Source organism: Terriglobia bacterium, from assembly GCA_020072565.1.
Taxonomy (GTDB): Bacteria; Acidobacteriota; UBA6911; order UBA6911; family UBA6911; genus JAFNAG01.
The window spans coordinates 15,723-37,445 of the sequence record JAIQGI010000068.1 but is presented as its reverse complement, the minus strand read 5'-3'; the positions used below and the strand labels follow the sequence as shown (position 1 = coordinate 37,445).

The following is a 21,723-nucleotide window of genomic DNA, read 5'->3' as shown; positions in this document are numbered from 1 at the left end:
TTAGCAGCCTCCGGATCAGGAGAAGTAGGGGGCGGCGGTCGATGCTGCTGCAATTGGCGGGGGTCTCGTCGGCAGGCCCAGGCAATCAAGAATCCTATGGATGGCTTCGGGCGGATTGATCGCTGCAAGGATGCGCATGGGCGCACAGCGAACATCGACGAGATCGTGCAAGCGCTCTGGGGGTTCGCCGGGGAATGCTCCGAAGAGGGCCATTTCGGCGCCGCCTCTGGCTATTGTAAAAAAATCCTTGCCCTCGTGGATTTGCCTGGCGCATAAGCCGAGTGCCTGTTGGCCGTGGGTCAGGCGCGAGAGCGTCCGGGAGACCGAAAAGCTGCACTGAAAGGCTATTCCAGGGCGTTCGAGATCTCGCAGGAACCGGGCCCTGCTTGGCATTTCCTCAACAACAACTGCATGTACTGTCTCAATGCCGAGGGCTATTATCGTGAAGCCCAGATGCGCTGCTCCTTATCGCCCAATCCCGCTTTCGTTCCTGAGAAGGGTTTGCACTGCACCCCTATAGTGAGACAAGGAAATCAGGGACAGGAAAATTGGATTTTACCGGGGGCAGGGGGCGTGGGGGAAGAAGGCAGCCAGCACCCTTTCCCACCAGCAGTGTAGAGTTCCCCGCTTCTGATTTCATCAAGGCTTCCTCGTGTTCTACAGGTGATTGGTAGCCGAGCGCCGAATGCAAACGCCGGCGATTGTACGCGTTTTCGAGAAACTCGGCGATCGATTGGCACAGCTGATCGAGATCTCGATAACTGCTGCCGTTGATCTCTTCCTGTTTCAGCGTTTTCATGAACGACTCTGCCTTATATCCTTTTAATTCTCATAAACGGGTGACGTCCCCAATTTCCCCCACCTTGGCGCTCTTCGCGGCAACGCAATCCAGCGTGACTCTGCGATCGCAGAACTGCGCGTTGCGCTCCACCTTCCGTCATCAGTTATCTATTTTTTTGTCGTAGGTGGCCCCGACCATTGGACCCTTGCAATAAGACCGTACGATATCATCTCCAATTCCCAATCTAACTTGGCTTCGGCGGGACTCCACGAATGAGTCATGGTAATCCCTCCGCTACGTTTTGCCGTAACGGACGTCTCCGTAACATCAAACCAATACCCGTTCGGAACCGTCGATTTAGTTTCAAAAAAACCGCTACTGATAAGGAAGCGCGCGAGGCGGTCGAAATCATGGGTCTTACCTCGTTGGTACTCGTAATACACTTCTCTGGTCTGCCTCCCATCTTTTTCACGGCACAGTTTACGTTCGCGTCGAACATTCCCATCGGCAGACATCCATACACGGAAGGCACCACAGAGAACAGAAGGGTTGTTTACATCCACCACTATTTCTTCGACATCGTGAATGAGTGAAGAAGGTACGATATACAGCTGCCCTCGATCATATTTTTGAAGTAGATCATCCGGAAAAGGCCCCTTGACAGCATTGCCTAAGATCACTAAACTCTTCAAATTCTTTAGGGCGGTTACCTCTGGAGGTATTTGTCCTTTGAGACCGTTGTCACTCAGCTGCAAATCTGTCACAGTATACGTGGTCGGTATTTGTCGGCTGCTTTCTCTTGCGCAGACAACCCCATACCAGCCGCACTCCGTGCCTATAGGGCCAAGCCATCCATCTCGCCGCACCCAAGTATTTCCTCCAGTTTTCTCGTACAGTGTCTCCAATGCCTTTCGCTCATCGCCACTTATCATTCGAATCTGAGCAGCCGGCTCTCTCTGCATTGTAGAGATAAGCAGTAACGCAATGACCCATTGGATAGGAACAATCATAGATGTTCGCCTCACCCTCGCCGCTGTGCGCTATCTCTTCTCGCCTGGTCCGCTACCGTGATAGCACGTTTCTCCGCTTCCCCAGCTGTTTCTTTACAATCCTCTTCTGAACCAGAAACAAATTTTGCGAATCCTTGGAACAGGTTGCGGAGTGCATTGACAAGATCATCGACGTGTCTCTGCTCATGCCGTAAGGCACTCGCCGTGTCCGTTATGCTATGGTCTTGGGGATCTCTTCCTTTGTACGGGAATGGGCCCTTAGCCACATAAATATTTCCAGTAAGACTGATAGTATAGTTGGCTGTCCACATTGAAGCGCTATTTTGCACGCAAACGAAGTCCGGCCTATAATCGACTCTTTCACAGCCACCTGCTGTTAGTACTGGTCCACAGGAGGCGTCGATGTCGTCCATGTATTTGATATTTTCAGCTGGAAGTTCAAAGATGGCAACGAAGCCCTGGTTGGCACCGCCATGACCATAATCCTCATCACTTGGACCGCCTCTCCCGCGATCCCAAATATCTCCCCCCATAAGTGGAGGTGCTGTGGCAAGCTCGCGCCATGAATCTATATAAAAATCAACGGCCGATACGATGGCATCGACGATCTTTCCGAGGAAACTCACAATGGCGCTAAGCCAGCTCCTTCCATCCGGATCTACCATATTCACCGGGTCGTTTGTGACGTAAGTATACTTGTTCAGCGATGGCGGATCGTAGATGCGCGCCGTGAGCTGGTCCGGGGAGATCCAGCGCGTAGAGGAAGTGTCAAGCGAGCTGCCGTCGTAGTACCTGGCACCAAAGTAGTCCAGGCCGCCATCTCTGCTCTTGCCTTCATACATATAGCCCGTCGGTGGCGTATCGAATGTATAGCCCCGATATTGCATACCATAGGGCAAAAAGTCCGCCGTCTCAACCAGCGTCCAGTTGTACTGCCAGTTCGATTCAGGCAGATGCACCTTCAAAACCGACCTCGTGTTCCCCAGGTGATCCTTGAACAGCAGCCGGAAGTGGTCGTCCTGCTGATGAATCGCCACCATCTGGCCATTGAAATAGATGTAATTGTTCCAGGTCGACTCCGTTATCCTGTCTTCCATCAGCAATTGGCCCGTATAGGAATAAACGTAGTTTAGCACAGATCCATCATTTGTGCGGAACCGGCGCCCGTTGGCGTCATACAGGTAGGCTGCCCCTTGAAAGGTCAAAACCAAGATTTTTTCGGTTTCGCATGGTGAGCCATGTCGTGCTCACCCGAGATTTCCAACCAGCTTCCATTGGATCGTACCTGCCAGCCGCATCCAACGGTTATAGGTTGGCGCGGCCTGGACCGGCATGCGCCGAAATCGCAGGGATTCCGAAGACCCAGTGGCGGGCAACCTGATAGTGCTGCGGAGCCCATGAGCGTCACGCCCATCCTTGCGGCAACGCTTTCCTTTGCTTGAAAAAGCTGCTTCCGCTTATAATGGCCCCACCACATAGCATCTCACCCTTATGTGCCGAACCGGAGGCCCGCATGCCCAAGATCGGCCAGGGTTTCCATCCGCTTGATTATCCTCCTCTTTCAACCCTGAATCGAAATTATAGGCCGTGCCGCAGATCTGCTTCTTGTCACGCTCAGGCTCACTTGCCGATCGTCGTTTGTGCTCTCCTGAAATGTTCTCATAGCTTTCGTCATACAGGCGGTAGGGGCTCTCGCTTTATCAGCCGTTTACCATTGTGGTACTGGGACAGTGTCTTTTCTCACTAGAACCATCAAGAGAAGAGGGAGGATCTATGCAAATAGCAATGTTTTGCCTTGGGTTCGCACTCGTGATCGTCTCGATAATCGCCTTATTCAAGAAATTTTCGAGCGGTCAATTCACAATTAAGCTCCCGTTTTTCGAAATGTCTGGAGTTGGTGCTCCTGCTATCTTCCTCATCGTTGGTCTGGTGCTCATTTTTTCGGGAAGGGGGTGGAGCCAAAGTATCGGCCAAGTAGGTCAATTGACGCAGACCGTGGCCAAGACGGAAGCCGAAAAAAGTGAAATGACTGACGCTGCCGCTGGCCTTTATTCTGCTCTTAACCGACAGCGAGAAGTCAACCAATCGCTGATTAAGAGTATTCCCGGGCAAACCCTGAGTCAATTGCAACTGAAGCAACCAAGGCTCCTTAGCCAAGAACCGTTGAACCTACCTCCTAAGATTGAAGAGGTACTGCGAAAAAGGGCCATTCGCTAGGGAGGCATCTCCTATGGGTGCCCGCCAAAAAAGGCGACTGCCCTTGCTCTCGGAGCCTTGGCCCTTTCGGCTTGCTTCCGAGGCACAAAATCAAGGAAGCCTGTCTAACCGTTGGACCGTTAGCTCAGAGCAGATACCATCTCCGTGATAACAGGAAACAAACATGAATTTCATCGGGAGTAAAACATTCGCCGAGGGCCGACTTAGTGGTCCGGGGCCAGATCGTTCTGTGAGCGTCGGGGGATAGGGCGACCGCCCCGGCATTCTCAATTTCGGGCCACTGAGATTATCGGTGGAGCTTTCTCTTCATAGGCCCTAGACTGGCATGCCGCAGCAATTACAGAGGATTCCGACAGAATTGGGCTGGGTTCACAACCCGCTCAGCGGCATTTGGGACGACGCTTTTCCTTACTTGTAAAGACTGTTTCCACGTATAATGGCCTCACCACAAAGCTTTACACCCTGACGTGCGGTATCAGAGGGCTGTATGCCCGAGATCGGCCAGACCGCGCAGCTGAGCAATCCCAACCAATATTTCAATTGGAGTCGCAGCCATGAAGACCACATTCGCTGTAATACTGTGTGTTTTGCTCTTGCTGTTTTCCGCCTGTGCCCAGAAAGTCAATGACCCTGCTGATGTGCAGGCGATCAAGAAGTCAATGGGTGATTTCGAGAAGGCTCTCAATGCCGGGGATGCTGGTGCTGTTGCCGCGTTGATGACGGACAAGACCGTGTGGGCGGACGCGAATGTCCCTGTCATGGTCGGTGCGGAAGCAATCCGGTCACAATGGCAACCTTTTTTCGGCCAGTTCAGCATTGAGTTCAGCGGGCCGGTTGAGGATGTGCGTGTTACAGGTGAGGTTGCTGTAGCAAGAGGGACTTGGACGATGAAGGCCACACCAAAGGCGCAAGGCGAGACGGGCTTTAGTGACGGAGGGAGTTGGATGGTGGTTTTCGCTCGTCAGGGTGACGCATCCTGGAAATGGGACTGGCTGGTTGCCAACAGCAATAAGCCTCTGCCAGGCAGCACCGCGAGCGGCGAGGATGAGAAAGCCCTCTTTCAACTCGAAAGGGATTGGGCCGCTGCCAGTCTCAAGAAGGATACGGCGGCGCTCGAAAGGATGCTGGCTAACGAGTTCCAGGCAAACTACGCCACCTTCGTCGGCAACAAGAAACAGTTGCTCTCCGCTCTGAAGAGCGATACGTCCAAGACCGAGTCGATGGTGGTTAGCGATATGAAGGCTCTCGTTTTTGGTGACACGGCTATTGTGCTTGGCCTGTCGACCGAGAAGAGTTCGATAGCAGGCAAGGACACAAGCGGTCAATATCGTTTCACCGATGTGTTCGTGAAACGCGAAGGCCGGTGGCAGTGCGTGACCGGCTACTCGACCAAGGTGCAGTAGCTTCATGTTGGGGCCTGGGGATTATCGGTGGGGTCGGCTGTCGATGAGAAGGCCATTCCAAGCCACCTGTGGTGCATGAATGTTCCGCAGGCTTCCATTACATTCTCGCACCCTTGAAGGAGAAATCCATGAAACGAACTGTTGTTGCAGTCGGCTTGATACTATTGCTTTTTGCGGTTGCCGCCCAGGCACAAACCCCAGCCCCCAAGCCAAGACCGGAACTTAAGGAGTGGGATCTCTGGGTAGGAGATTGGACGCTGGTGGGGACAGCGAAGGACACTCGGGAGGAACCCGAGTACCAACTCGACTGGAGGATGCAGGGCCGTTGGATCTTGAACGGCTTTTTCGTTGAGATTCTTCATACATGGAAAGGCAAGGGCGCGGAATCGCGTAGTCTGGAAATTCTCTCCTACGATCCTGCTAAGAAAGTCCACACCTCCTACGGTTTCAGCGATGATGGCACGACTTGGATCATGACAGCGACCTTCAAGGATGGAGTCTCCATTGAAAACGGCATTGACACGAGCCGGGACGGGAAAACGACCAGATGGCGGAATACGTGGAGTGTTAGCCCTGATCGAGTGTCTGTCTCGGGAAAATCAGAAAAAGAACAGGACGGCACTTGGTGGACGGCCTTCACAGTCAAAGCCACCAAGGCCAAGCCCGCTCCGAAGAAGTAGCTCATAACTGACGGGTGAGATAAAGGCGGAGGGTCGACCTTGTCTAAGATCATCCCGCAGCATCGAGGCATCCAAGGGCCACTCCTCGGGGCGGCTCTTGCTGTTTATTCCCGATCCCAGCCTCAGCGGAAGACACGGACCAATGAGCTGTCGTGTTGCGTGCCCTGATCCGTTCCTTCCGCTGCCTTCGCAATGGGGCGGCAACCCTTTTCCTTTCCTGAAAAAGCCGCTTCCCCGTATAATGTCGCCACCACAAAGCATCTCACCTGACTTGCCGAACCGGAGGCCCGCATGCCCGAGATCGGCCAGACCATTTCACACTACCGAATTGTTGAGAAACTGGGTGGCACCCGGATAGGTGTCTTCTGTCCGAGACTCGGAGGAGAAGATGAACGTAACGAAGGCAATCGCAACTGTCGTGGGGCCGGCTTTAGGCTTCGGGGCCGCTGGAACTGTAATCGGAGTGTTGCTCGGGAAGGTCGCACCGGGCTTCTTCCGCCAGATGTTGCCCCTCCGCGACCCGGCTAATTTTAACCCGCAGGAACTGGGAATCGGCCTCGGGTTGACCAATGGCCTGGGCTGGGGCCTGGTCGTCGGGGTCCTGTTGGTTGCGATCATCGCGTGGAAGGAGACCCGCCTGGCTCGCAAGGAGGCACAAGACAGAGTGAACGCTTCAATCAACAGGTAGCGGGGTCTAGAACTCTCTTAGAGCGGAGAGGCCGGGAAGTCAACGTGATATCTCAAGAGCAAACCTGGGGACCCATTTCCCGGATTTTGCTTGTTCCCCCTTGCGATAGAAATCCTCCCTCAGGGCAGTGGGAGGGTGACCTGCGAAAAGGATCCGCGTTTTTCCATAATGGAAGCTTGAGGAGGCATCACCAATGGCGGGTTCAACTGACACGAGTGTCACCATTCTGGACCACATCGACAACATCATGGCACCGGGGAACGTGTTCCACGAACCCACCAACGAATACTGGGCCCTCATTTGCCTGCGTCATGGAATGGATTTCCTTTATCATCGGGCTGTGCACTGCGATCAGGCCGTCAAGCAACGAGTGAATCCGGATGGTAAGATGCGGTATTTCGGCGGCGGGAATGACCCATCATTCTATGGGATTTCAAAGACCCTTCTTACATGCGCGTTCCACTGGTACTCAATTTCCGCATGCCAATACGTACAGACTGTGGGTGCCATCGCATACAAACTTGACCATAGGCGTCCGCTTCCAGACTACTACCTCACGAAGGTCATCCCAGAGGTTTTCGCATTCCGGAACAAGGTTGCTGCCCATTTCGCGTGGTCAACAGAAAATAAGCGTGACAATGATGCGGAACGCCTTGCGAGCATCTTGCCACCACTTACGTTTATTGACGACTCGTTCTACGTGGGCGTAATGACCGTCGCCGTTCGGCACGGGGGCAAGGCGAGCGACTCTGAAGCAATCCAACCGTGGAGTCTTTGCAAGGTTCACGAGGCTCTGCGCGAACGATACTGGCCAGATGAGCACGCTCGGCAGGATCCGAATAACGACGAGCAGCCCAGGGTGGGATGACGGGTAAACGTCTACCGTCCCCATTGGCGACAATCTGAACGGCAAGTCGTAACTGCTTCTAATCAATCGACCTCCCTTCGATTGCCCTCTATCCGCGTCCCAAATCCGAGATTCAGGAGGATGGTTCGATTATTGCTCCAGAATCAGTAACTTGTGGTGCGGGTATCGATGAAAGAAATTACCATGCGCCTGACTGTCATCACCCTTTCGTTACTTGCCGTTCTGTTTTTCTGATCCTTGTTCCCTATCGATCGCGCCTCCGCCACCTATGCGACGATGACGTGATTCCCTGTTCTGGCAGGTCGGTCCTGATGGACGCTGCGGCTTCCACGGGTCCATCTGACGGGCGTTGACCGAGAGAGGTTGTCCAACCGTTGGACGGTCTTGTGGATTCGATTGTGCAGCCCGCCCTTCCAGCTTTAGCGCAACCGGCCTGCTGGAACAGGAACGGAGGAGGATTCGGACCCTAGACACCCAGGAGGCAGGTTGGCCAGGAGCACCCTTGCATGTCCCCAACTACGCCCTTAAGTGCGATCGTGACGATGAGCGCAGGGTTGAAGCTGCAAACCCTGATATTATGGGCATCGCCTGTGGCCTCGCCGCTATCTCCAGCACTACCGGCACCGCCAACGCCATCGAGGGTCCCATAGATTTCAAAGTGTTGGACTCTGGCGGTGCCTGGGGCACGTCGGGATAAAGCCTGGACGGGAATACAGCCGAAACTGCCGGGATTCCCACGAAACTGAGGGTGCCAGCCCAATCCTGGAAGCCGAATCAATGGACTTCACGCTGGAAAGGCACCAGAGTCGACGGCCCCAGGAAAGCAGGAGACTTTTGGTTTAGGGGTGTTTGTCAATTTTCGGGAATGTCAAGAGAATGCCATGACTTTGTCGTGAGGTGCAATAACCCTTGGCAACGAGTATCGCCGCGATAAAAGATGCATGTCTCGGCGTTAGCTTGTTCCCATACTTACCGGAATTGTTTTGAACCCACCAGCCCAGACCTCCTGTCGGCGGATCCGTCATCGAAAATCCACCTACGATTGTCTTGCCAGAAAACTCATTCAGCATTGCCTCAAAAAGGCTTGCACTGAAAGTGGCTTTCGTTCCCTTTCCCATCTCAACGCTTACACCCTCTGAGACCTCTCCTTCGCATGTAAATTTATATCCCTTGGAGAGGGTCCATGCTTCCCATTTCTTGCCCTGCTTCAGCTCATAGGGTTCTCCCTGGGGGGCTACTGAAATGGCAACCTCGGACGGCAGTTGGTGGCTTTCGTCCTCAACCATCATGCGGCGGAGTTCATCCTTCTGCATCTTTACGCTATCCGCCTCCTCGGCGGCAACCGCCCTGAGAAGGAGTTCAATACTGTCCAGCGTGCGGTATGCATTATCCCAACTGAACTCCTCCTGGTGCGCCAAGCTATGGCGCTTACCCCACAGCTCGCTCACCAATGTACGTTCGTTCTGAGTGAGCGTGTTGCTGAAAAGGTCATGCCAATGGTTCCACATGATCTCAAGTAGCGCGGCGGCATCAAGCTGGCCGCGATTGATCCTATCAGCCGTGTCCCGGTTGCGGACGCCCTCCGCAGCCTCTTGCAGCCAGCTATTTCCAAAGCGTTTCGTGAAGGTCTGCTCGACATAAGGCCGAAGCCCCTGTTTGAGTAATATCATAGCCGTGTTGACGTGATCATTGAGGGTTTTTTTCATGAGTTTCCCTGGGCCTCGGATGGGATCCATTTCTAGCTGCTCTTCGCCGCCTTTGATGTCGAGGTCGTGCTGAGGCGCTTATCCTGGCTCCTGTATCCTGTAACTTCGAGAGCCTCCCTTTACGAAGCGCCGTTATTGCCGCTCAACAGGTTGGCATGGGCTCGGTCGTATGCTCCTAGCACCATCTCTATGGAATATACCGGCAAGAATCGTTCTGTTAAAACCGGATTCTAACACAATGATGAGGGTGGATCATTCGGTTGCGCGAAATTGCTGTTGCTGGAAGTCCCTGTCCAACGTTGGATAGTCCTTTGAATTCGATGCTGCAAATCGGCGTACCCGTTTGGCGGCAACCGCTCTGTCTGGAACAGGGAACGGCGGAGGATTTGGACGCCAGAAGCCAAGGAGGGGATTGACCGGAGGCACCTTTGCAGGGGACCAACCCGGCCATCCGAAGCGATCGCGCCCATGAGCGGCGTCTTGAAGGGGACCATTCCCGGCATCATAAATATGCTCGGTGGCGCTGTCGCCATCAAGTTCGCCACCACCATCATCATCCCCCCTTCCGCAAGCATTATGGCCCCGGCAAAACTCGACCGATTCCTTCTTAACTCGCCGCAGCCAGTGCTGGAAGGTGGCGGAAGGACCATGGAATATAGTTGTAAAAGATCAAGCAGAATTTCGCCATAACGGCCCCGCCAATCGCCAGCCTGGGGAGGCATTATCAGAATGCGATATGGCCGGGAAAGTCGCCCAGCGCGACCGCCAAGTCGGTAGTGGGTCAGTTTGAGGTTCTTGGCACGAAAACTGCCAGTAAGGCAGGATTGGGTGTGAAATCTGGAACGTGGTCTAAGTCCTGCACATAGGAATGCAATATGTAAACCAGGCCCAATTCGGCCCTTTTTGCTAGCTGGGTGCCATCATAACTCAAAGCAGAGATTCAGGACGGCACATTTTTGGGACACCTCTGGTATGAGCACATTTTTGGGACACCTCTGGTATGCGGCAGTTTTTCTCTTTTCCTGAGGGAGCGAGATTCGCCATCGGCGGCGCAAGGTATCTGGCCGGACTTTGATGATGGATTTTCCGTTTTCGATAACGTATCCGGGGCGCCGCTTTTCCTGCCGGTATGCTGCTCGCCAGTCGGTGGTCATGCTGCTTTGACCCGTCGCTTCGCTTTCACGGCCCGCAGCACTTCATCCACTTTCATGCGCCGGTATTCGTCGGAGAGCCGCGAGTGGTCGAGGTCGGATTCAAGGTTGTCGGTGATGTCGCTTGCCGGGTTCACGAGACCGCTGCAGTCCCTCCCGATGGCCCTCAGGAAGGAGTTCGCATACCCGCTGTCCTTGGAGCATGCCTGCTGGTAGGTCGGGTCAAACGCCCGGAAGTTGCGGTCAGGCCTGAAATCGGGGCCGTCCCAGAGATCCATCAATCCGAAAATGCGATGCTGAATCCGGCGCATCCCGGTCGCGGCGTCGCGATCCAGGAGCCGGAGCTGCTTGAGCCGCTTGAAAACCCATTATGGGAGATCGATCTCGACGCCGTCCGGATTGAGGACCTTCCCGTCGAAATCGTCTGACAAAGCTTCGCCATCCAGCTGGTTGTTTTCGGAGCTCCAGCCCGCTCACGTCGGATTTTGATTCAGGATCTTGCAGCGGTCATGATCAACCATGCGCTGCAAAAAAAGCGTAATTGCGCTTCGGAAACAGTGTCAAGCAGATTCGTCAGCAATCAGATATTTTTTGAGGAAAATTCATTTGTATGATACAGCTGTGATGCGCTCGCGTCGCACCATATCACGGGATAGGGAATCTTGGCGGCATAGGTACGCGGTATTTTAGAGTGGCTAATCGCCCCTGCAATTAGTTGTAAAAGCGTTTTAGGCCGGAATCCATCAAAAGAGTTCAGCTGTATAATGCTGTTTTAGTGGGGTACAGGCCCCAAAGTTGACATATCGCTCTTTATCAGTAACTGGACGAAGGGACTGTCACGACCGGATCGAATCACTGTGGATCAAGACGGCAGCTTAAACTCCCTATCCTTCAGTCATGCAGACGAAGCCGAGCACGAATCAGGTCGCGTGGTCATCCTTTCGGGCCGGCCGACCGGCTGCTCACGCTTCCGGGAAGAAGGTGAAGCGCCAGATCTTCCACGGGCCGCCGGCGGCGCGCTTGAGGACGCAGACATACCGGCTGCGCTCCTCGGACTGCTTGCCATTCGGCTCGGTCCACGTGGCCGAGAAGGAGGCGGTCACGTAGGCCCAGTTGCCCACGACTTCTTCTCGGTCGACCGTGAGCACGGCGTTGGAAGCCTTGGCCCACGCGAAGGTCCTCGCAATGCGGCGTTTGAGTGCCTCATTCCCATTGACAAGTGCGTCGTCCTTCTCCGGGCTCGACTAGACCACGTCCTCCGCGAACAGATCCATCGCACCCTTCACATCGCCGGCCTCGAGCAACTTCACCCAGTTGTCGAACACATGCGTCGCCTGAACCGGCTGCGGCTTCCGATCGCGGCAGATGGCGCGGCTGATCCGCCACGTCCCGTCCGGCTGTCGGCGGTGGGTGCAGAAGCACACGGCCTGCGAGGACTCCCGGGTACCGTCTGGTCGCGCGACGGATTCCGACACCGTCGCGCGGGAGAAGGCCAAGTCGGCGTAGCCGTTGACCTCGTCGACGACCCAGCTCTGGTGCATGTCCGGCCCCCACGTCTTCGCCCATGCGACCACAGCCTCCCGTGAGGTTATGTCCGGCTGATCGTCCCGGAACGTCCAGTAATCGGCGGCTAGGAGTCCAGGGAGGGCGTCGTAGTGTTTCGACGAAATCGCCGCGCCCCAATCGATGAGGTTTGCCTTGACCGCCGCGATATCTGCCTCGGACAACTTCGGGGCGGTCTGCTGGCAACCGATCAGGCCCACCAACGACGCGACAACAGCAATCTGGACGTACCGTTTCATAGGATTCTCCTGTGGTTTAATAATAGGCAAATGCTTTTTCCTGCTGGTGAGATCACACGACCGGGATCGCCGGAGAAAATATCGGGCAGGAACTTGAGGGCGACCTTGCGATCAAGGGAGGTGTCGTGAGCCAGGAAGACCTCGCCCATTCCTCCTTGCCCCAGCTTTTCGATGATCCGGTGGTGCGAAATGGCCTGGCCGATCTCGGGCATGCGAGCCTCCGCAAAGGCGATACGCCCACTGCAACAATTTAACTGGAATTGCCTCATTATATCCTGACGGCTCCGTTCGAGACAATTCACGGCAATCACTAATCGCGGCCAATCTTACCCTGTTCCTTAAATCTCCAATCTGCCTTTGATCATCATCTCCTTGAGATTGAAGATGAACCGATCAACCTCGGTGTCAATTTTAATGAAGAGGGTCACTTCCTGGTCCTTTTCATTCACGATGGTTTTTCCATTCATTTCCCGCACAAACTGCAGGATCAGAGCATCACCCCAGCCCTTTGGCATTACCATATTGGAAAGGGGAATCTTCCCCGCGCTTTTTGTCGACAGGTAGGTACTCTCTTTAAACTTGATGATTTCAGCATTGCCTCCCTTTGCCCAGTTTCCCCTGGCCTGGGGCAAGTCGGTAACCAGAATTTCAATGAAGCGAGGATCGCGATTGATAATCTCGTCGAGCTGAGCTCCGAGTACATCGAGATTCCGCAATACCATCTGACGCGCCGCGGCTTCCCGAATAGGTTTGGCAAACCAGTTTATGATTATCTGAGCTGCCGGTTCCCAATCCCCTCCCACATAGCGAACTGTACCCTTTCCAGTTATTTTACCACCCGTGTAGTAAGCCTCGTGCCTATGCGTTCGGGTCCAAGGAGAATCACGGAGAAGGAGCTTTTCCACTTCTTGGGCAGTCCATTGCGTGTAAGGTTTTAGCTCCCAAAAATCCTGTAGTCCTGCGGCAGTCAGATTTACCAATGACAAAAAGAAAGCCGCCAGAATGCAAAATTCAAGAAAGCGTGTCTTCATCACGGCCTCCGCTTTTTCATAATAAATTGAATCTCAAATCCCGGGATCAGGGAGTCGTCAAAGAATAACGAAGTGCACGTTGCCGGCGCAAACCTTGGGCGACTCGGAATGTGGACGAGCCATGCTTGTTGCCCAATTCTAGGGAAATTCCACCTTGTGAAATTCGCAAACAAAAAGCCAAATAGCACCTTTGCGTCATCGGACACCCCTGAACTTCGTTGATTCCTATTTCCACCGCGGCCGGAATCGCCACAGGGTCGACTCGAAGCTCGTGGCCTGCGTTACGATCCGGCCATCGTCGCTCCAGGCCGCGCCGACCATGTCGCGATCAAACGCCCGGTCGACCGGTTCCAGGCGTCCGGTTTGCGGATCGAGGACAGCGGCCGGGTAGTACCAGCTGGCCGGCGAAGCGACGCGCACCAGCAAACGGCCGAGGGCGCCGATGGCCTTCGGCGATTGCCAATCCTCGACGAGTCGTAAGTCGCTTCCATCAATGCGAATCTCCTGGTCCTTGCCAGCTCCCACAGGCAGCGGCACGCGGAACAGGAGGGTACTCCTCCGTTCTCGCAGCTTTACGATCAGGTATTCACCACCAGGATCCACGGCAACGCTGTTACCAGGCCGGACTTGTTGAGCCTGACCACCGTTGGTGTTTTTCTTCCATACAACATTGTCAGCCGCATAAAACACCGTCGTGCCGTCCGGCGATCCTGCCAGCGACTCCACTTTAGCGGCGTCGATGCCGATGTCCGGTATGATAATCCGGCCGGTCGCCATCGCAGCGATGGCAACGCGACTCCTGGCGCCGGATTCAAGGATCAGGATGATCCGGTCCGGACCGAGTGTGGCGACGAATTTCGCGTCATCCTCAGTGTCGACAAACGGGGCCGGGGCCTTGCCCTGCGCTACTACCATGACGCGTGTCTTTCCGGCCGACCGCACCGTTACGAGGACCCGCTCACGATCGATGGGCAGCACAGGATAGTAATGGGCCGAGTCGGGAATCCGCTGGCTCGCCGCCGGTGCGCCTGCTTGTGAGTACCACCGGATCTCCGTCGGCTGGTGGATTTGCTCGACGAACAAGCTCCAGTCAGATCCGACGTCGAGCCCGAGCGGTTCACCCGTGAGCGTGAGGAGGGAGTGTACTCCTGGGGAACCATCGGAGCGCACAGCCACGATTTGGTGCAGATCGCCGGCGGGCAGGTCGAAGAGGACCCAGGCACCGTCGGGCGAAACCGCGAGCGGAAACAACCATGGCCGCGGTGGGATCGCGACGCCTGGTGCGAGCGCGCGGCTGGCGCCAGATTCAAGATCGATGACGTGCAGCTGGTTCGGTGCCGACGAATCACCCTTCGGCTTTCCGAAAAACACGGCTGCCTTGCGATTAGGAATTGTGCGGAACGCGATCCCCCCGCCGCCCGCCGCTCCGAACGCATCGAGCGGTTTGCTTCGATCTCCTTCAGGCCAAGACTGATAGATTTGCTGTTGCCCACTGTCGTTCCAGCCCCCCACCAGTAGGCTTCCGTCGGGAAGGGAACGTGGAGAGAACGCATCCTGAACATACAGCGTTTCCTGTCCGCCCAGCGGGGACATCGAGAAGATGCTCGCCTGACCGGCATTGTAGCGATCGAAGTACAATCGCGCGCTGTCCGGCGACCATGCGAATTCCTGGACATTGCCGCGCGCAGTGTCACTCGTGAGAAATCTCCAGTCGCCCGACGCGAGCTTCATTAGAGCAACCTGAGTCTGTTTGCCGCTGAGTGCCGCAAACGCTACCTCCTGACCATTTGGCGACACGCGGAGGTTCAACCCGGCTGTCGGGCCGCTGAGCAGCTCGCCCTCCCATGCGACCGGCAGGCCGGACGGACGTGATGTCCAGTAGCCCCGTGCGGCGAAACCTAGCCATACGAGCAAAAGACCGGCAGCCGCCGCCAGCCCCCACCGCACGGCCCACGGCCGCGCTTGTCTCTGAGCGGTCGCAGTCGCCGTTGCCGCGCCCGAGCCTGACAACGATTCCAGCGCAAACGCGATGTCGCGCGCCGACTGATAGCGCGTTGCCGGATTCTTTTCCAGGCAGTGCTGGACCAGGCGCGCGAGTGCCGGGGGGATCTTCGGGTCGAGAGTCGCCAGTTCCGACGGATCCTCCTTCAGAATGGCCACCATGGTATCGGTCGCGGTGTCGCGCCGGAACGCCGGCCGGCCGGTCAGCATCTCATAGAGCACCGCACCGAAAGAGAAAAGGTCGGCCCGGTGATCCACCGCCTGGCCGCGCGCCTGCTCCGGAGCCATATAGGCAACCGTGCCCATTACAATCCCTGGATTCGTCAGCGTTCCCATGGTGGGGGAATCCGCGGCATTGTCGGCAGCCGCGGGCAGCGCCTGCTTTGCGAGCCCGAAGTCGAGGATCTTGACCCGCTCATCGGCAGTCACAAACACGTTCTCGGGCTTCAGGTCGCGGTGAGTGATCCCTTTGTCGTGCGCAGCCGCCAGTCCTTGGGCAATCTGCGCCGCATAATCGACGGCCTTGCGCACCGGCAGCGCCCCGTCCGCCAAACGCGCCCTTAGCGTCTCCCCTTCGAGCAGCTCCGTGACTGCGTATGCAATCCCGCCTTCGCTGCCGACATCGAAAATGCCCAGGATGTTGGGGTGCGATAGCGCGGCGATTGCTTTGCCCTCGCGCTCGAAGCGCGCCAGTGCCGCCGCATCCTCGGCCAGATGAGAAGGCAGCACCTTGATGGCGACGTCCCGATCGAGTCGTGCGTCGCTGGCTCGGTACACTTCTCCCATGCCTCCCGCGCCGATCTTCTCGACGATCCGATAATGGCCGAGCGTTTTTCCGATCATGAGAATCCACCTCTTTGGCGATTCGAGCGCATCTATTTCCTTCCGGCGGGGACTTTGCTCTTAAGTTCCTCGAACCAATTTTGGATGAAGATGCATTGGTTGGCAGGATTCACCTGGGTCTGTTTGATGAACACGAACTTCTGCCCATCGGGCATGACCGAATAGCTGGTCAGCAAGAGTACATCCCTGCGCCAAAAGTTCTCGTCGGTCGTAAACAGGACCGTGGGCTTAGCGGCCCGGAAAATGGGCTTGAAGGAAATCGCCACAGCCATAAACCGATTATCGTTGAGATAGAAGAGTTCGTTGCCGATTGGGTTCCACCTTGGCTCTGTTCCACCATCCAGCGAGATTTGTTTTTCGTCTCTTCGGTCCGGAAAGCTCGTCACGTAAACCTGCATCTGTCCGGATTTGTCAGATTGATAGGCCATCCACTGACCGTCAGGAGAGAATGCCGGAGATGATTCTGAATGCTCCGTCCGCAGAAACGGCCTTGGATCCTCTTTGCCGCCGGTGATGCCGGCCCAGATATCCCACCCCGTCTTCGGATGATTCTCCTCAAAGGCAAGCATCTTCCCGTCGGGAGAAAATGAGCAGGGATAGCGAGGATATTTTCCTTCAAAAATTGGCTCCGGTGGGCTGCTGCCGTTGATGCTTTTGAGGAACATCTGGGGAATGGGTCCGGAATCCGATGTATAGGCTATCTTGGTGCTGTCAGGAGTCCAGACGGGGGCCATCTCATCTCCGTCCTCAAAAGTGGCACGGGTCAGGGATCCACGGGAAAAGTCATAGATATGAATGTCGTCATTCGATTTAGGCATATGAACGGCAATGCGCAATCCGTCTGGCGAGATGTTGGGGCATGACATGAATCGGCTTTCATTCTTGTTACCGGGAGGGTCGATTGCCTCTCGCGTCGCATTTCGATCGACCAACACAAAACTGTCCCGCTCAATATTTGTGCTTCCCGGGATATAAACAAGGTCTCCCGTGTCGGAGACGGTGAATTGTGGAGTACCCGAGGCTGTGTTCATCAAGATCCCCTCTAAGACGGGTACAGCATTTTCTGCTCTCTTCGGATTTGCCAAGTCCAACGGCGCCGCCATCAATTTGCCGTCATAGCCATAGAGGAGGTGTCCAGTGGGTAGGTAGCGAGCATAGGTGCCGCCCGCAAGCACCGTCCTTTTGGACTGATCGTCGAGATGGCCGATAACCACTCGCGCGTCATTCTTCGAAGCACTGTTGCCTGCGTAGGAAGTGAATAAGACCAGGTCATCTCCGGGCAGACGTTGCGGCCAGAGCAGACCGCGCTCGTTCTGTTTACGGTCGGGCGTAAACAGAGTCTGCGGCATTGTCCCTGTGGCCAATGCACTTATTCGTGCGATACCGGCACTCCACCCGAGCTGAAATAGGATGGATTCATCTTTTTCATAGATTCCGCCCGAGGGATATGAGTCGCCAATCTCCGCGAGATTCACCACCGGTCCGCCAGCAACCGGCACTTTCTTCAACCGGCCTTCGGTGAAAAATCCTATCCATTTTCCATCGAGAGAAAAGAAAGGGCTATGCCCTCCCTCGGTACCCGAAATGGGCTTGAACTCCAACTCATTGAGACTCCGATGATAGAGATGTGCGTTTACACGGCCGAAGCCGGCGCCATAGGCGAGCTGTGTGCCATCCGGAGACAGAGCCAAATTGGGTCTCCAGTGGTCAGTAAGCGGTTCCGGCAGGGAAATGACAAAGCGTCTGACCGGGAATGCTATTCTCTCAGGCTGTCTTACGCTCCTAATCGCGAATGCGAACGCAACGAACAACGCCAAAAAAGTGACAATCCAGGGGAACAACCGCCAGCGTCCAGGAGTAGAGGCAACCACTGAGTGGATTTCGGAACCTCCGGGTGCGACATCCTGCATCTCCATTCGCGCATCACCAATGTCTCTGAGACGCAGGCTCGGATCTTTCTGCAGACATCGCCTCAGGACAGCCCGAACCGAAAAAGAAGTCTCGGCAAGGATCAGTGTCCAGTCCGGTTCGCTCTTCAGAATCGCAGCCACCGTCTCGGTGATTGTGTCACCCTGAAACGCCTTCTTTCCGGTCAGGCACTCATACAGCACACAGCCAAAGGCCCAGATGTCCGCGCGCTTGTCCACTGCTTTTCCCTTGGCCTGCTCTGGCGCCATATAGGCTGCGGTTCCCAGAATCACACCTGGGCGCGTCATCTGATCCGTGAGCGTGGGCGATTTGGATGCGTCCGCTGCGGACGGCTCGCCCTGAAACGCCTTGGCCAGGCCGAAGTCCAGGATCTTTGCTTTTCCTTCCGGAGTGATCTTGACATTGGCCGGCTTCAGGTCGCGGTGGATGACGCCTCTTTCATGGGCGGCTTCCAAGCCCTCGGCAATCTGCCGGCAGACTGCAATAGTTTCCTCCACCGGCAGCGGGCCCTTGCCGATGCGTTCCGCCAGCGTTTCTCCTTCCACAAGCTCCATGGCAAGGAAGCGCTTTCCGTCCGCCAGCTCCAGGCCGTAGATCGTGGCGATATTCGGATGATTCAGCGATGCCAGCAGCTTGGCCTCGCGCTCGAAGCGCGCCAGCCTCTCGGGATCGCCGGAGAAAATATCGGGTAAGAACTTGAGCGCGACCTTTCGATCAAGGTCGGTGTCGTGAGCCAGGAAGACCTCGCCCATACCTCCTTGCCCCAGCTTTTCGATGATCCGGTAATGCGAAATAGTGTGGCCGATCTCGGGCATGTTACCCTCCGGCGTGCTCTGTCAGGCTACTTGATTGGCACCAGGCGCTTGAGTTCCTCGAACCAATTCTGGATGAGATACAGTTCGGTTTTCGGCGGATCAGGATGGGTCGGCTGGATCATGATGAAGTGCTGCTTGTCCATGACGTCCCATGGCTTGCCAATAACATTCAGATAGTTCTTCTTGAACATCGGTACGGGTTGGGGAAACCAGGAATCCAATGAATCGGGCAATGTCACCCTCATATGCTGGTCTCTGTTGCGATAAAAAACCTCCCTCCCATCAATGCTCCACAGAGGATCCGATCCCCCCTGCGTCGAAATCTGAATCCCCGGCGATGACATGTTTGGCCAGGGCCTGATGAATATTTGACTGATTCCCGATTTGTCGACTGTGTACAGCAACCACCGCATATTGGGGGATAAAAAGCCCCAAAACACAAAGCTTCCGTCATCCCACAGGACATGGGATTGTGATTTGCTGCCCATTGCCAGGCTATTAAGAATCCAATTGGACTTGATACCGTATCCACCGAAGATAAGGGACCCATCGCGAGACCAGTACGATGGCAAACACCACCGACCCACTTCCAGAATCCGATCTGCCCCAGCGCCGCCGTCTGCCGCCTGAACCCACAGGCTCGACGCTGACTCACGATCGGAATAAAAAACAATTTTGTCGCCTTGTGGGCTCCAAATAGGGCCGGCATTGATCGTTCCATCCGAGGTGAGCGGATTCAACAGATCAGGCCGCTGCAGGTGGATAACGAACACATGCATTTTCCCACCCTCTTGCATTGAGACCGCGACACGATTTCCGTCTCGATCCATTGAGACATGTTGAAAAACTCCGGGCCGCACGCCAAGGTCCTGCACGTTTCCATCTCGATCCACTTTCACCAGTTTGCCTTCGTCCGCCGCGCCTCCGGGCGCATAGAGCAGCGTCCCGGTGTCAGAGAGTGCATATTGCGCTCCCCAGAGAGACGTGGTTCTTAAATCATCCAGCACTGTCCTATGGTCACCGGATCGGCTGTTTTTGGCATCAAACGGTGCGGCGAGAAGAACTCCTTGTCCGGCAGCCAGCAAGTGGCCGCTTGGTGTTATTGATGGACTGCTCCCGGCGCCAAAGATGGTCTGCACAACCCCGGAGGCCGTGTCGAGAAGTTTGGAGCCGAAAGAATAACGACCCGCTGCAAGTACTGTTTTGGCGTCCGTCTGCGTGCGGGGAAAGCTGATCGCATCATTCGGCAATTTGGGGTCGAAAAGGCGTATCGGGTCTTCCCCCTCACGCACCTGGAAGAGACGGCCGTTTTCAGTGCAGAAGATAATCGATCCATCACGATTCCAGCTTGCTCCAAGGAAACCAGCCGTGGTATCGCATATATCCGACAAGGAGCTCCCGCTGAATGCCACTTTTTTGAGTTTGCCTGAGCTGTGAAATCCCAGCCATTCCCCATCAGGCTTGAAGAATGGATTGGTTGCACCCTCAGTTCCCTTCAATTGCCGGAAATGGGCCTCGTCGATTTGCCTGACATAGAGCCGTCGATCTCCGTCATTGACCGCCACATAGGCAAAGCGCCTGCCATCGGAAGAAATCGCCAGCGAGGGTATATCCAATCCGCCGGGAAGATCCTCGGGCCGGGCCAGGGGGGCATCAGCTGGAAGTTTCATCGTGAAATGTTGCGGCTCCATCGGTGGCAGCGGGGGTTTCAATATGAAGCGGGAAATAAGTCCTCCGGCCAAAAACGCAACAATCACAAAAGCAGCTGCCCAGATCATGGTGCCGAAGGCGCGGCGTGGCGCTATCGGAATGGTCTGGGGCGCCGGCTCTGCCGGCCGCTCTGAAATCCAGCGCAGATCGCGTGCAACATCTGCCGCGCTCTGCCGGCGATCTTCCGGATCTTTGGCCAAGCAGGTTGTCACGATGTGCTCGAGCGCGGGCGGAGTCAACGGCTGCAGGCTCGCGATTGCTTTAGGAGCGGCGCTCATCACTGCTGAGACCACGCTCGCCGCACTCGAGCCTTCAAACGCTTTCCTGCCGGTCACCATCTCGTAGAGCACGGTGCCGAGAGCGAAGATATCCGCGCGTGCGTCGGTATCTTTGCCTTCCAGCTGTTCCGGCGACATGTAGTGGAGCGTGCCCAGGATCGTTCCCGCTGCCGTCAATGGCTCCGGCGCGGTCGCCTGGGTCAATAGCCCATTTGTGGCGGGGGCCGGCTGCCGCAGCTTGGCCAGGCCGAAATCCAGGAGCTTCACGCCGCTTTTGGTGATCATGATGTTACCCGGCTTCAGATCCCGGTGCACGATGCCCGCCCGGTGCGCCTTGTCGAGCGCGCCGGCGATTTCCGTGCCGTATCGCAAAACCTGTTCCAACGGCAGCGGTCCTTTCGCGAGGCGCTGGGCTAGCGTTTCGCCTTCGCAATACTCCATGACGAGGAAATCAGTATCACCCTCCCGGCCGACATCGAAGAGTGTGCAGATGTGAGGATGGTTGAGCGCGGCGATCGCCTTCGCCTCACGCTCGAAACGCGACCGCAGATCCGCTGAGGGAGCAGCCGCGGACTTGAGGACCTTGAGCGCCACCGTGCGGTCCAGCCGCGTGTCGCGCGCCTTGTAGACTTCCCCCATTCCCCCGGCGCCGAGCTTCTCAACAATCGTATAGTGCGAAATGGTCTGGCTGATCTCGGGCATGGGAGCCTCCGCGAAGGGGATACGCCCACTGCAATGACAACAACTGGAATTGCGCCATTATAAGTCGGATGGGAGGCCCGAGGAAGATGAATCCGTAACATTACGTGA

The 21,723-nt window shown here is 55.8% G+C and carries 18 protein-coding genes; 6 read left to right on the top strand and 12 right to left on the bottom strand.

Annotated elements, in window-relative coordinates; all coding sequences use genetic code 11:
* On the top strand, nucleotides 1-276 hold a 276-nt coding region (locus LAP85_26610; GenBank protein MBZ5499986.1), incomplete at its 5' end, for a hypothetical protein.
* Nucleotides 277-514: 238 nt separating this feature from the next.
* On the opposite strand, the gene LAP85_26605 is transcribed toward LAP85_26610, so the two are convergent.
* The 3 genes from LAP85_26605 to LAP85_26595 form a co-directional block, all read right to left on the bottom strand.
* Entirely contained in the window at nucleotides 515-799 is a 285-nt protein-coding gene (locus LAP85_26605; GenBank protein MBZ5499985.1) for an integrase core domain-containing protein, read from the bottom strand.
* Nucleotides 800-948: 149 nt separating this feature from the next.
* Entirely contained in the window at nucleotides 949-1,791 is an 843-nt protein-coding gene (locus tag LAP85_26600; GenBank protein ID MBZ5499984.1) for a hypothetical protein, read from the bottom strand.
* A gap of 11 nt (nucleotides 1,792-1,802) precedes the next feature.
* Nucleotides 1,803-2,927 (bottom strand): hypothetical protein, encoded by a 1,125-nt coding sequence (locus tag LAP85_26595; protein ID MBZ5499983.1) that lies wholly within the window; start codon nucleotides 2,925-2,927, stop codon nucleotides 1,803-1,805.
* Between the two features lie 637 nt (nucleotides 2,928-3,564).
* Between LAP85_26595 and LAP85_26590 the strand changes: the two genes are divergently transcribed.
* The 5 genes from LAP85_26590 to LAP85_26570 all read left to right on the top strand — a co-directional run bounded on the left by LAP85_26590 (nucleotide 3,565) and on the right by LAP85_26570 (nucleotide 7,647).
* Nucleotides 3,565-4,008, top strand: coding sequence for a hypothetical protein (locus LAP85_26590; protein ID MBZ5499982.1), 444 nt, complete (start codon nucleotides 3,565-3,567; stop codon nucleotides 4,006-4,008).
* 554 nt (nucleotides 4,009-4,562) lie between these two features.
* Complete coding sequence (locus LAP85_26585; protein MBZ5499981.1) at nucleotides 4,563-5,411, top strand: DUF4440 domain-containing protein; 849 nt, start codon at nucleotides 4,563-4,565, stop codon at nucleotides 5,409-5,411.
* Nucleotides 5,412-5,539: 128 nt separating this feature from the next.
* Nucleotides 5,540-6,091: a DUF1579 domain-containing protein gene (locus LAP85_26580; GenBank protein ID MBZ5499980.1), complete on the top strand. Its 552-nt coding sequence runs from the start codon at nucleotides 5,540-5,542 to the stop codon at nucleotides 6,089-6,091.
* 388 nt (nucleotides 6,092-6,479) lie between these two features.
* Nucleotides 6,480-6,779 carry a hypothetical protein gene (locus LAP85_26575; protein MBZ5499979.1) on the top strand — a complete coding sequence of 100 codons (300 nt, stop codon included), beginning with the start codon at nucleotides 6,480-6,482 and terminating at the stop codon, nucleotides 6,777-6,779.
* 193 nt (nucleotides 6,780-6,972) lie between these two features.
* A complete protein-coding gene (locus LAP85_26570) occupies nucleotides 6,973-7,647 on the top strand; it encodes a hypothetical protein (GenBank protein MBZ5499978.1) in 675 nt (224 codons plus the stop codon).
* Nucleotides 7,648-8,486: 839 nt separating this feature from the next.
* Here LAP85_26570 and LAP85_26565 read toward each other — a convergent pair.
* The 9 genes from LAP85_26565 to LAP85_26525 all read right to left on the bottom strand — a co-directional run bounded on the left by LAP85_26565 (nucleotide 8,487) and on the right by LAP85_26525 (nucleotide 21,615).
* A complete protein-coding gene (locus tag LAP85_26565) occupies nucleotides 8,487-9,353 on the bottom strand; it encodes a hypothetical protein (GenBank protein ID MBZ5499977.1) in 867 nt (288 codons plus the stop codon).
* A 1,150-nt stretch (nucleotides 9,354-10,503) separates the two neighbouring features.
* Nucleotides 10,504-10,782: a hypothetical protein gene (locus LAP85_26560; protein MBZ5499976.1), complete on the bottom strand. Its 279-nt coding sequence runs from the start codon at nucleotides 10,780-10,782 to the stop codon at nucleotides 10,504-10,506.
* Between the two features lie 684 nt (nucleotides 10,783-11,466).
* Nucleotides 11,467-11,691 carry a hypothetical protein gene (locus LAP85_26555; GenBank protein MBZ5499975.1) on the bottom strand — a complete coding sequence of 75 codons (225 nt, stop codon included), beginning with the start codon at nucleotides 11,689-11,691 and terminating at the stop codon, nucleotides 11,467-11,469.
* Between the two features lie 57 nt (nucleotides 11,692-11,748).
* Nucleotides 11,749-12,306, bottom strand: a complete 558-nt coding sequence (locus LAP85_26550) for a hypothetical protein (GenBank protein MBZ5499974.1) — start codon at nucleotides 12,304-12,306, stop codon at nucleotides 11,749-11,751.
* Nucleotides 12,303-12,518 (bottom strand): hypothetical protein, encoded by a 216-nt coding sequence (locus LAP85_26545; GenBank protein MBZ5499973.1) that lies wholly within the window; start codon nucleotides 12,516-12,518, stop codon nucleotides 12,303-12,305. The genes LAP85_26550 and LAP85_26545 overlap by 4 nt, the downstream gene beginning before the upstream one ends.
* Before the next feature lie 126 nt (nucleotides 12,519-12,644).
* Nucleotides 12,645-13,337 (bottom strand): hypothetical protein, encoded by a 693-nt coding sequence (locus tag LAP85_26540; GenBank protein ID MBZ5499972.1) that lies wholly within the window; start codon nucleotides 13,335-13,337, stop codon nucleotides 12,645-12,647.
* A 225-nt stretch (nucleotides 13,338-13,562) separates the two neighbouring features.
* A complete protein-coding gene (locus tag LAP85_26535) occupies nucleotides 13,563-16,181 on the bottom strand; it encodes a serine/threonine-protein kinase (GenBank protein ID MBZ5499971.1) in 2,619 nt (872 codons plus the stop codon).
* A 32-nt stretch (nucleotides 16,182-16,213) separates the two neighbouring features.
* Entirely contained in the window at nucleotides 16,214-18,925 is a 2,712-nt protein-coding gene (locus LAP85_26530; protein MBZ5499970.1) for a protein kinase, read from the bottom strand.
* A 26-nt stretch (nucleotides 18,926-18,951) separates the two neighbouring features.
* Entirely contained in the window at nucleotides 18,952-21,615 is a 2,664-nt protein-coding gene (locus LAP85_26525) for a protein kinase (GenBank protein MBZ5499969.1), read from the bottom strand.
* Nucleotides 21,616-21,723 lie beyond the last annotated feature (108 nt).

What these genes read in the sequence shown, in the direction of transcription:
- LAP85_26600 (MBZ5499984.1), bottom strand. Translation starts at nt 1,791, where the DNA reads ATGATTGTTCCTATCCAATGGGTCATTGCGTTACTGCTTATCTCTACA.
- LAP85_26525 (MBZ5499969.1), bottom strand. Translation starts at nt 21,615, where the DNA reads ATGCCCGAGATCAGCCAGACCATTTCGCACTATACGATTGTTGAGAAG.
- LAP85_26545 (MBZ5499973.1), bottom strand. Translation starts at nt 12,518, where the DNA reads ATGCCCGAGATCGGCCAGGCCATTTCGCACCACCGGATCATCGAAAAG.
- LAP85_26535 (MBZ5499971.1), bottom strand. Translation starts at nt 16,181, where the DNA reads ATGATCGGAAAAACGCTCGGCCATTATCGGATCGTCGAGAAGATCGGC.
- LAP85_26605 (MBZ5499985.1), bottom strand. Translation starts at nt 799, where the DNA reads ATGAAAACGCTGAAACAGGAAGAGATCAACGGCAGCAGTTATCGAGAT.
- LAP85_26565 (MBZ5499977.1), bottom strand. Translation starts at nt 9,353, where the DNA reads ATGAAAAAAACCCTCAATGATCACGTCAACACGGCTATGATATTACTC.
- LAP85_26570 (MBZ5499978.1), top strand. Translation starts at nt 6,973, where the DNA reads ATGGCGGGTTCAACTGACACGAGTGTCACCATTCTGGACCACATCGAC.
- LAP85_26590 (MBZ5499982.1), top strand. Translation starts at nt 3,565, where the DNA reads ATGCAAATAGCAATGTTTTGCCTTGGGTTCGCACTCGTGATCGTCTCG.
- LAP85_26540 (MBZ5499972.1), bottom strand. Translation starts at nt 13,337, where the DNA reads ATGAAGACACGCTTTCTTGAATTTTGCATTCTGGCGGCTTTCTTTTTG.
- LAP85_26575 (MBZ5499979.1), top strand. Translation starts at nt 6,480, where the DNA reads ATGAACGTAACGAAGGCAATCGCAACTGTCGTGGGGCCGGCTTTAGGC.
- LAP85_26580 (MBZ5499980.1), top strand. Translation starts at nt 5,540, where the DNA reads ATGAAACGAACTGTTGTTGCAGTCGGCTTGATACTATTGCTTTTTGCG.
- LAP85_26530 (MBZ5499970.1), bottom strand. Translation starts at nt 18,925, where the DNA reads ATGCCCGAGATCGGCCACACTATTTCGCATTACCGGATCATCGAAAAG.
- LAP85_26550 (MBZ5499974.1), bottom strand. Translation starts at nt 12,306, where the DNA reads ATGAAACGGTACGTCCAGATTGCTGTTGTCGCGTCGTTGGTGGGCCTG.
- LAP85_26585 (MBZ5499981.1), top strand. Translation starts at nt 4,563, where the DNA reads ATGAAGACCACATTCGCTGTAATACTGTGTGTTTTGCTCTTGCTGTTT.
- LAP85_26560 (MBZ5499976.1), bottom strand. Translation starts at nt 10,782, where the DNA reads ATGGATCTCTGGGACGGCCCCGATTTCAGGCCTGACCGCAACTTCCGG.